6 protein-coding genes and 1 pseudogene are annotated in these 10707 nt (G+C 46.7%); 1 reads left to right on the top strand and 6 read right to left on the bottom strand.

All coding sequences use genetic code 11. From position 1 onward, the window contains the following. Positions 1–2 precede the first annotated feature (2 nt). A complete protein-coding gene (locus tag DXB91_RS13315; RefSeq protein ID WP_118018424.1) occupies positions 3–3707 on the bottom strand; it encodes a PD-(D/E)XK nuclease family protein in 3705 nt (1234 codons plus the stop codon). A 119-nt stretch (positions 3708–3826) separates the two neighbouring features. Between DXB91_RS13315 and DXB91_RS13310 the strand changes: the two genes are divergently transcribed. Further along, entirely contained in the window at positions 3827–4309 is a 483-nt protein-coding gene (locus DXB91_RS13310) for a hypothetical protein (RefSeq protein WP_055146811.1), read from the top strand. Positions 4310–4413: 104 nt separating this feature from the next. Here the strand turns inward: DXB91_RS13310 and DXB91_RS13305 are convergent, their stop codons facing one another. The 5 genes and pseudogenes from DXB91_RS13305 to DXB91_RS13285 all read right to left on the bottom strand — a co-directional run. Further along, a complete protein-coding gene (locus tag DXB91_RS13305) occupies positions 4414–5103 on the bottom strand; it encodes a UDP-N-acetylglucosamine pyrophosphorylase (protein WP_118018422.1) in 690 nt (229 codons plus the stop codon). A gap of 75 nt (positions 5104–5178) precedes the next feature. Continuing rightward, complete coding sequence (locus DXB91_RS13300) at positions 5179–7227, bottom strand: DNA topoisomerase (protein WP_118018420.1); 2049 nt, start codon at positions 7225–7227, stop codon at positions 5179–5181. A gap of 246 nt (positions 7228–7473) precedes the next feature. After that, positions 7474–9582, bottom strand: coding sequence for a glutamine synthetase III family protein (locus DXB91_RS13295; protein WP_118018418.1), 2109 nt, complete (start codon positions 9580–9582; stop codon positions 7474–7476). Positions 9583–9751: 169 nt separating this feature from the next. Then, positions 9752–10471: a metallophosphoesterase gene (locus tag DXB91_RS13290; protein ID WP_118018416.1), complete on the bottom strand. Its 720-nt coding sequence runs from the start codon at positions 10469–10471 to the stop codon at positions 9752–9754. 26 nt (positions 10472–10497) lie between these two features. Then, positions 10498–10707: pseudogene (locus DXB91_RS13285) on the bottom strand (CinA family protein); the annotation flags it as partial.

Raw genomic sequence — 10707 nt, 5'->3', positions numbered from 1 at the left:
CATCATTCCTCACTTATCTCTATATCAAACTTTGCAGCTCTCTTCGCTATCTGTTCAGCCTGTTCTCGCAGCTCCTCAAGATGCGCCCTCTCCTCCGCCAGCTTCTTTCTGGTGCTCTCGAGAGTCTCCCTCATCTTCTGTGTTGCCTTATCGCCGCGGTCATCGACCTTCTTCTGTGCATCATCGTACTTTTTCTTGGCGCTGTCACATGCCTTAACAGCCTTCTCCATATCCCCCCTGACCTTCCTGTAGTCAGTCCTGATATTCTTTATATCCTCAGCTTTGCGGTTGTAATTTTCCGCCTCGCCCCTATAGATCCTGGAGTATGAATTGCCTGAATACTTGCTGTCAAATGCACATATGCCCTTAAAATCACAGTATTTGCACGCATTTGCCTTGCCCTCATTGACCGGATTTATCTCGATGCTTCCCTCAGCTATACTGCCGGCAAGCCTCTCTATGTTCCTGCGGTTCGCCTCCATGAGATCTGTTATAAGAGTCTCCTCAAGGCTCTGTCCGTTCTTGAGTGTCGCTGAGCTGTTGTCCATGACCTTCAGCGCCCTGTTATCTCCATTGTACAGGCCTGAATATCTGGACTCCTCAAGTATCTTCTTCTCGAAGGTGTCCACAAGCACTCCCCCGAACACCTCGTCATCGGCCGCAAATCCCATGCCGTCATCGGTGTATCTGATCTTATCTCCCATTGCCGTCACGTCACATGCCGGATTGTCAAAGGTATAATACAGAAGTCCGCCCACATGTATACCACCAGGTCTTCCAAGCTGTGCCATCCTGCGCTTTTCAAGCTCGCAGGCTATGGCGCCGTATGTCACGAGCTGCATCTGGAGTCCTCCGAGCACCTTGTCTATATCCAGCTTCTTATCAGATGACTTGTAATCTATGATCTTGAAATAAGCATCCCTGTCATCCGTAAATTCATCTATTCTGTCTATAACTCCCTTGAGGCTCATCGTGAGTCCATTTGGAAGATTAAATATATATCTGTCTATGTTGTCTGCATTTTCCGATGTGTTGAACCGCCGCTCAAAATTCTCCGGGTCCATCTCCCCACATCTGATAAATGTGCGGAGCGTCCTGGCTGTCCTCGACGCAACATCCGCCAGAAGCTTTTTCATGTATGCCGCTCTTGAAGAATCCTCAAAGTACGGCCCGGCTTCATCCTCCGCAGATTCATTTGCAAATTCCACCGCCTTCTGTTCCAGCTCCGCCTCGTCCAGATGTACCCAGTCGTTGTCCCTGAACATCCTGACAAATGAGAATATCTTCTCCATGGTGCTGTGAAGTATATTACCAACATTTGCAGCGCCTATCCTGTATGTCTCCCTCTCTCTGAGCGAAAGTCCGTATGTCAGGAAATACTTGAACTGGCACTCAGCATACCGCTCAAGCTTGGACACACTCTCCACCAGATTCTCTCCATATATAAGGCGTACAGTATCTGGAGACAGATTTTTTGACGAGTTAACATAATTCTGCCCGAAGTTGATCGATCTGAGCTGTCTGCCATATCCCATCTTCGAAAGCAGTTTTCTGACAGCGTCCAGCGTCTCCCCGGCTTCAGCGTCATCAGAATGTCTGATGATGTATCTGAGCGCTCCCGCCGCAGTCTCCGGCATCTGACCGTCCACATCATACTCCTCCGTCCGTATATCCGGGAATATATTCTTTATCCTGTCTATCAGGTATGACGGCTTCATGGACTTGAGATCCTCTCCGATCTTTCGGCACAGCACATAGATCATATCCGACGCCTTGGTGAGCGTGGTGTATATATAGAACTGTTCTATATACGCATTTGTCTTATCTGATGGGGCCAGCTCTATACCGTAGTCCTCAAGGCTCTGGCGGTCTGCACCGGAGAGTATCCTGCCCTTCTTGGCCGGTTTCGGAATTATGCCTTCGTTCACTCCCGCCATGAACAGCACCTTTATATGGTTGAGCCTTGATCTCGTCATATCGCCGACCACCACGCGGTCTATAGTCGGAGGCACTATACCGATCTCCATATCCGCTATGCCTGCATCCAGGATTCCCGCATATTCTTTTACGGTAAGCTTCTCATCGCCGATTATAGCCTCCATCTTCTCAAACAGGGCAACAACCTTGTCAAATATCCTTCCGTATGCATCTCCCTCATCCCATCTCTCCTGCTCATACAGCACTTTCTTATGAGCCTCAAGCTTACCGCACACATCAAGCTGCGCAAGGAAGCTGTAAAGAGATTCCGTATATGTTCTCACTGTGTTCTTGGAGCCAGGGCTTGCCGGCTTCCACACATCGATACATTTGTCCGGGAAAAGCTCCATGATCTGGGCTCTTATAGACTCCATGTCTGCCGCATAGTCAGGATTCCTGTCATCGGTTATCTCCTTCGTCCAGCTCCTGTAACCCCTGAGATTCCTGAGAAGCACATAGTTCTCCATCCTCTCAATGTCGTCCTGATCCACACCGGTCATTCCTGACTTTAACAGTCTGAACACGCTGTCAAATGAGAAGTTGTCCGTCATCACACCTAGGAAAGCCCTTATGGTGTCTGAGCACGGATCTCCCTTAAGAGATATATTTGCATCTATGAACACAGGGATATCGTATTCCTCCATCGCCTGACGGTAATACCTTGCCACATCCTGCAGATCACCCGCAACCACGGCTATATCCTTATAACGGTATCCCTTGTCCCTGACAAGCTCTCGTATTCTTCCCGCTATATACTCAGCCTCGTCTGCCGCCCTGTCCACAGCGACCACATGTATGTCTCCGTCATCGCCTGTGACTCTGCCATGGGGATATCTGAACAGATTGGCCTCAAGTCCGGCAAGCTCCTTGCTTTTCTCGAATCTGTACGGTCTGCGATCCTGACACATAACGACATTATCCAGTATGTCCACCTGCTCATCACCCGCCATTCTCACAAGCGCCTGCACAGTCTCCTTGGTGAGTCTGAACAGCTCGTACTCCTTCGGCTTTGTGAAGCCTATCTGCGACGCATCTATCGTAAATACAAATATCATGCTCTCAACGCGTGTCATGAGCTTCCTGATAAGATCCATCTGTACTGGTGTAAATCCTGTGAATCCGTCAAGATACAGATGGCTGTGTGCCAGCATATCCGACCTGTCCACGCACTCAGCCAGCAGCTCTATGAGCTGCTCCGCAACTATATAGCTGCCATCCCTGTTGTACTCCTCAAATCTCTCGTATATAAGCCTGATGTCATGCATTTTTCTGTATACCAGACTGTCCTTATCCAGCTTGTCCATGACTGCATCTATCGAATCCCTGTCAACCGCATACTGGAACAGCTCAGACATCATGGATTTCATCTCATCTATAAAGCCCATCTTGTTGATATAGCTTCCATACACAAGGAGCTCGTCCTGTGACTCCATAAGGATCTTCTTGATAAGCATGCTCTTGCCAAAGTCCTCCAGAACCCTTCCCGGATTAACCGACAGCTCATCGAATACTCGGTACGCAAGTCTGTTGAAGCCTATGGCATCTATGTTCATTGTTCCATGTCTCGGATGCATGGTCACTATATCCCTCTGCGCCTCCATGGAGAACTGCTCTGGAACCACGTACAAATAATTCAGGTCTCCGTGAGCCATCGACTCCTCTATCAGCTTCTTTATCACATATTCTGTTTTTCCTGAACCGGCGGGTCCCAGTACAAACTGTATTGCCATCTGTATTCTCCTTACACCTCAATATACTGTTATCTATGCTGTTTTTTCATCTGCTAATAATTTTCTCATAAAATCGCTCTCTTGTGAATAAAATATATAAAAAACAGGGAGAGCAAATAATGTCATCAACTAAACTTATCGTATTAAAATCAAAAGAACTCATATACACCGCCATACTGCTGGCACTTGTGATCGTATTTGTCATTATACTTATCACCATGTTCCGCGGCAAAGATTCGGATGACACCAGTGGTTCAGCCAGGAGCATCGCAACCTCAGCCCAGACTGATCCGTCTCCTAAGCTCGACGAGATACATTACACACCGGGGACATACTCATCTTCCCTTGTTCTGGGAGAAAACACTCTGTCCGTCATGGTCACTGTGGATGAGGACTACATCACAGATGTGTCATTCAAACAGGTGGATGAGACTGTGACCACCATGTACCCACTTCTTGAAACGGCCCTTGAGGATATCAATACTCAGCTTCACTACATATCTTCCGTGGACGATATAACACCTTCCGGAGACAGCACATACACTACCAGACTTATCATAGATTCCATACGAAACGCCCTGAAGGATGCCGTGATCAACTAGCTGTCACGGTGCTTTCCGCCAAAACAAAAGGACATATGACCGTATATATTTTGCATTATATACTGTCATATGTCCTTTATTTATCTCACCGTTTTATCCGTTCGTTACTGCTTTGCAACTATGTTGTCCTTATCCTTGAAAATGCTGCCTCCAGGCACATATCCCCTGACTCTTGATACAGGATAGATGTTGCTGAATCTTCCTATAACTGTTCCAGGATTGAGGACGCTATTGCAGCCAACCTCAACATTATCTCCGAGCATTGCGCCAAACTTCTTAAGTCCTGTTGCTATGTCAAAGTTCTGTCCATTCACCTTTCCCTTAACGTGAACCAGAGTCTTGTCCGACTTCACATTGGATGTGATGCTTCCAGCCCCCATATGTGACTTGAAACCGAGAACTGAATCTCCAACATAGTTGTAATGAGGGACCTGAACATTGTTGAATATGATGACATTCTTAAGCTCTGTGGAATTACCTATAACACAGTTCTCTCCAACCAGTACGCTTCCTCTGATGAATGCCCCCGGGCGGACCTCTGTGCCTGCACCTATGATGGTCGGTCCAAGGATGGTCGCTGTTCCATACACCTTACAGCTCTTATGGATCCACACATTCTCGTCCACCTCTTTGTATTCATCTTTATCCAGGCTCTTTCCAAGCTCAAGCACGAAATCCTTGATGAGTGGAAGTGCCTCCCATGGATAGGTAAGCTTCTCAAGAAGTGGCTTTGCCATGGTCTGATCCAGGCTGTAGAGCTCCTTTATTGTTACAACTGACTGTATATCTTCCATAATAATAGTCTCCTTTTCTATCACATACACATATAATACATACTATGTTATACACCTTTGTATACATATGTTCAATCACTGAGTATCTGCATTCTTCTCAGACCTTGAGCTTGTTCTGGCGGGAGCCTTGGCATCCTTCTTCTGGGCACCTCCGCCCTTGGCGTAGAACACCTTCGTTTTGTCGAATACACCGGTTATTCCATTCTGGTTCTGTATCTGCTTCACAAGGTTTGTGTATTTGGTGACAAATGTGGTCATCTTGTCCGTGTATTCCTGCTTGGATATCTGACCTTCAGCGACACCTTCAAGACCCTTCTCCCAACTCGCTGTCAGGTCTGCTCTCAACAGACCATTGATGGAATAATACACTATGTCGTATATTATCTCTCCAAGAAATGTTGGAGTCACTATCTGAGTCTTCTTGTTCAGTGATATATATTTGTTCTTCTCCAGCTTGGTGATGATCCCGTCTCTTGTGGCACTTGTTCCGATTCCGGCACCCTTGATCTGCTCTCTGAGTGCCTCATCCTCTATGAACTGTCCTGCATTCTCCATGGTCAGGATCAGTGATCCTGAGTTGTATCTCTTAGGCGGGGATGTCTCGCCCTCCTTTATGTCGATTCCCTGGACGCTCAGCTTGTCACCTTTCTTTATTTTCGCAAGCCTTGCTATGAATTCAGGGCTGTACTTCACATCATCCTTCTTCTTGGAAAAGCTGTTGGCAGCCACCTTGAGGTAACCATCGTTTATCAAATATTTGAAGTTGGCAAATAGCTTCTCTCCATTCTTGGAGAGTGTCATTGCAATCTTCTGGTACTCTGCAGCAGGGTAAAATATGCTGAGGAATCTCCTGCATATGATCTCATATACCTTGAGAGCTGTAGGTGCCAGACTTCTAAGTGCTCCAAAGCCCTGTCCGGTAGGTATGATGGCGTAGTGGTCGGTGATCTGCTTATCGTTCACATATTTCGTCTTTGCGATTCCCTTATATGTGCCGCTCTCCATGGCCCCCTGTGCAAATTCTGCCACAGGCTGGAAATTCTTAAGTCCCGATATGTTCCGTCCTATCTCCTTTGCCACGGCCGTTGACAGCACTCTGGCATCTGTTCTCGGATAGGTTACCAGCTTCTTCTCGTAGAGCTCCTGAACTATCTTGAGGGTATCGGACGGACTGATCTTGAAAAGTGATGAACAGTCATTCTGAAGCTCCGCCAGATTGTACAGCATCGGAGGCTGTTTCTTCTCTTTCTTGCGCTCCACAGCCTGGACCACAGCCTCGGGCTCCCCTGCCTTCAGCTCTGCCAGAAGCTGCTCCGCTGCGGGTCTCTCTTTAAATCCATTCTCCTTATACAGAAGAGGCGACTCGAAATACTTTGTGCCCTTCACTGCCTTCCATTCTGCATCAAATGTCTGTCCTTCCTCGCCCACATTTGCAACGAGTCTGTAGAACGGAGTCTTTACAAACTCCCTGATCTCACGCTCTCTCTTCACTATTATACCGAGGACACAGGTCATGACACGGCCCACGGCTATGACACATCTGTCCATGCCGAGATACCTCTGGACTACATTTGAAAACTTCAGCGACAGCGCCCTTGAAAAGTTGATACCCATAAGGTAGTCCTCCTGGGCCCTAAGGTACGCTGCGTCGCTGAGACTGTCGTACTCTGAGAGTGGCTTCGCCTCACGGATTCCCCTGAGGATCTCCTCCTCGGTCTGTGAATCGATCCACACACGGCGTTTCTCCTTGCCGGTTACGTGAGCCATGGAATCCACAAGCCTGTATATGTATTCTCCCTCTCGTCCTGAATCCGTTGCCACATAGATACAGCCTATGTCATCGCGGGTAAGCAATCCCGCAACGATATTGAACTGTTTCTTTGTGTCAGGAAGAACTTCATATTTGTATTCAGTTGGAATAAATGGAATAGTTGAAAGGCTCCACTTCTTAAGATTCGGATCGTAGACCTCCGGGTAGCTCATGGTGACCAGATGTCCGACACACCATGTGACAACCGCTGTATCCGACTCCAAGTAACCATTTCCCGCATTGCCCTTCACCCCCAGCACGTCGGCAAACTGCCTCGCCACGCTGGGCTTCTCTGCTATATATAAATTCTTCAAATTATGCTCCTATTCTTTCAGCATCCTCCACACACATGATCCTGTTTATACCGTGGCCGGTGCAAAAATACATCACAACACATCTGTATATAATAGCAGAATTTGAAGTAAGGGGCAAGCTCTCGCATGTGCGCGCTTGACGGGATTTTAACGCGCAAAAGCACCCCGCCTGCGACATGCGCAGACAGGATGCCTCTAAGCTATTTTATATAGAATTTAGTAGGATTAGTAAACTCAATCTATGTTTTACTGCTCGAATAACAGCTGCTCGTATGTTGGGAATGGCCAAGCTGTCTTTGGAAGTTCCTTCTCAAGCTCATCAGCTGGTTTTCTCACTGTGTCAAATGCTGCAAATACTGTGTTGTGGAAGTACTTAGCCCAGGCCTCTGTATCTCCCTCGTAATCTGCTGCCTTTGCAACCAGCTCCTCAAGGGCTACTGTAGCGCTCTTGAGCTCTGTGAGCTTCTCTGAGATAGTGTTCAGAAGTGATACCTGAACTGTAGGATCAATTCCGAGAGCCTTGATCTCAGCTGCACCCTTTGCAAGCTCTGCCTGATATTCCATAACTGCAGGAATGATCTCCTCATTAGACATCTCTATCATGGTGAGTGCCTCGATGTTGATCTTCTTTGCGTAGTTCTCAAGCATTACATCAGCTCTCGCCTCAAGCTCTGCCTTATCCATAACTCCAAGGTTCTCGAAGATCTTAACGCTCTTATCTGCTGCAAGATAAGGAACAGCATCAACCATGCACTTGATATTTGGAAGACCACGCTTTGCTGCCTCCTCAACCCACTCATCTGAGTAACCATTGCCATTGAAGATGATTCTCTGATGTGCTGTGAGTTCTCTTCTGATGAGTGCCTTGCAGGCTGTCTCGAAATCGTCAGCACCCTCAAGTTCATCTGTCATCTTCTTGATCTGATCTGCAACTATTGTGTTAAGTACCATCATTGGGAATGCGATGGACTGTGTTGAACCAACCATTCTGAACTCGAACTTGTTACCTGTGAATGCAAATGGTGATGTTCTGTTTCTATCTGTGGCATCCATTGTAAATGTAGGAAGTGTTGATGCACCTGATACATATGTCTTGCCCTTTGGTGACTCTGTAGCCTCACCCTTCTCGATGATCTGCTCAACGATCGACTGGAGCTGCTCTCCAAGGAATGCTGAGATGATTGCTGGAGGTGCCTCGTTAGCTCCAAGTCTGTGATCATTTCCTGCTGATGAAGCGGAAAGTCTCAGAAGCTCAGCGTTGTTATCTACTGCTGCCAGAACTGCTGCCAGGAAAAACTGGAACTGAAGATTTGTCTCAGGATGCTTGCCTGGATCGATGAGGTTCTCGCCCTCGTCTGTTGAGATCGACCAGTTGTTGTGCTTACCTGAACCATTTACACCGGCAAATGGCTTCTCATGGAGTACACACTCAAGGTCATGCTTTGCAGCTATCTTCTTCATAGTTGCCATAACCAGATGGTTCTGATCTGTAGCGATGTTGGTTGTTGAGAAGATTGGAGCAAGCTCATGCTGTGCAGGAGCAACCTCATTGTGCTGTGTCTTTGCAAGGATGCCGTACTTCCACAGCTCCTCGTTCAGCTCTGTCATGTATGATGCAATCTTATCCTTGATTGCTGCGAAATACTGATCATCAAGCTCCTGTCCCTTTGGAGGCATTGCTCCGAAAAGTGTACGTCCACAGAGCTTAAGATCTGTTCTCTTTGCAAATTTCTTCTTATCTATCAGGAAGTACTCCTGCTCAGGACCAACTGATGAAGTAACCTTCTTGGCTGTTGTGTTGCCGAACATTGTAAGAGCCTTAAGGGCTTCCTTGCTGATGGCATCCATTGAACGGAGAAGAGGTGTCTTATAGTCAAGTGACTCTCCTGTATATGATGTGAATGCTGCCGGGATACAGAGGATACATGTTCCCTCATCTGTTGTCTTTACAAATGCTGGTGATGTACAATCCCATGCTGTATATCCTCTTGCAGCACATGTCTCACGAAGACCGCCTGAAGGGAATGATGAAGCATCCGGCTCCGACTTGATGAGCTCCTTGCCTGTGAACTGGAGGATAACACCGCCATCACCGACTGTGCTTACGAATGAGTCGTGCTTCTCTGCTGTTGTCTCTGTAAGTGGCTGGAACCAATGTGTATAATGTGTTGCACCAAGCTCCATTGCCCATTCCTTCATGGCTGCTGCAACTGAATCTGCGATTGATGTATCGAGAGGCTCGCCCTTGTCAATAGTCGCCTTGAGTGACTTGTAAACTGCTTTTGGAAGTCTCTCTCTCATGACCTGATCTGAGAATACGTGTGAGCCAAATACGGCTGAAATTTTGTTCATCATAATTACTACTCCTTTTCTTGATTAAAAATGAATCCTTAACGTATCCTCAAAAAAAGAGAAAGGTGTCCTCCTTTTTGAGAACACCTTTGTCCATTTCGTATCATCTAATTGTTGAATATAAAATACTCCATATTCTTTCAAAAATCAACCCCTAATTTTAAAAAATTTATCAAACATATATTGCACTGTTCTCATCCACACAGTAGCACGCCAGCTTTCCGCCCCTGTATCTCTCCCCATTTCCGCAGTCGAGATCCATATAGTAAGGTGTCACGTAAACGTTGTAGGAATGATCTTCATTGAGTCTGTTCGTCGTCACATGTCCGCAGAACACATACCTGTCAAATGCTTTTTTATCTGAAAAAGGAACATTGTGGATATCAGGTGAGATGAGAAATCTGTATTCATCTCTTCTCACGGCATTCGTTATAGATTCAGTGATATTGATCGTTCTATCAGCATTTCTGATGTATGAACCGCAATGTATACCCGAATGTGTGACTACACAATCTCCATACTGCGGTGACCTAATCTCAGTATAATGTGGCAGATGTGCCAGAAACCCATGCAGTTTCATCTGATCATCCACATTGAGCTTCTTGATATCTCTGACTGTTCCACCACCGCCGAATATGATCCACTGTCTCTCTGACATGCTTCCCTCTATGTACATCTGGGCAAACAGTTCATGATTACCCTTTATGAGCTGCATCGAACCATCCACAAGATAGTCCGACATAAACTCAAGAAGAGAAATTCCCTCATCGTTCCAGTCAAATATGTCTCCCATGACTATCATGTGGTCCACGGCTGGATCAAAGCTTATCTTTTTCAACATTTTTCTGAATGACATGACATCTCCGTGGATGTCGGATATGAGATATAACATGTATTCTTCCTTTGATAATCGTTCTATCAGTCCAGCCTCTTAATAAGCTCCTCATATATCTCCTCCGCCACCGCCAGCTTATATGCAAGTCTTGTCGGCTGAGGCGGGAGCTCCACATAATATGCTTCCACATCGCCATCTATGTCTATGGCAAAGTATACCTGTCCCGGAACTGAAACGTTAGGATTCGCCGGATCAACATTGCCCATTGTTCCAGTCACGCCGATCCCTATATT

The sequence above is a fragment of the Coprococcus sp. OM06-34AC genome (genome assembly GCF_003462545.1).
Lineage (GTDB): Bacteria > Bacillota > Clostridia > Lachnospirales > Lachnospiraceae > Coprococcus > Coprococcus aceti.
Note: the sequence above shows the minus strand (reverse complement) of the source record. Positions and strands in the feature narration are given on the sequence as shown.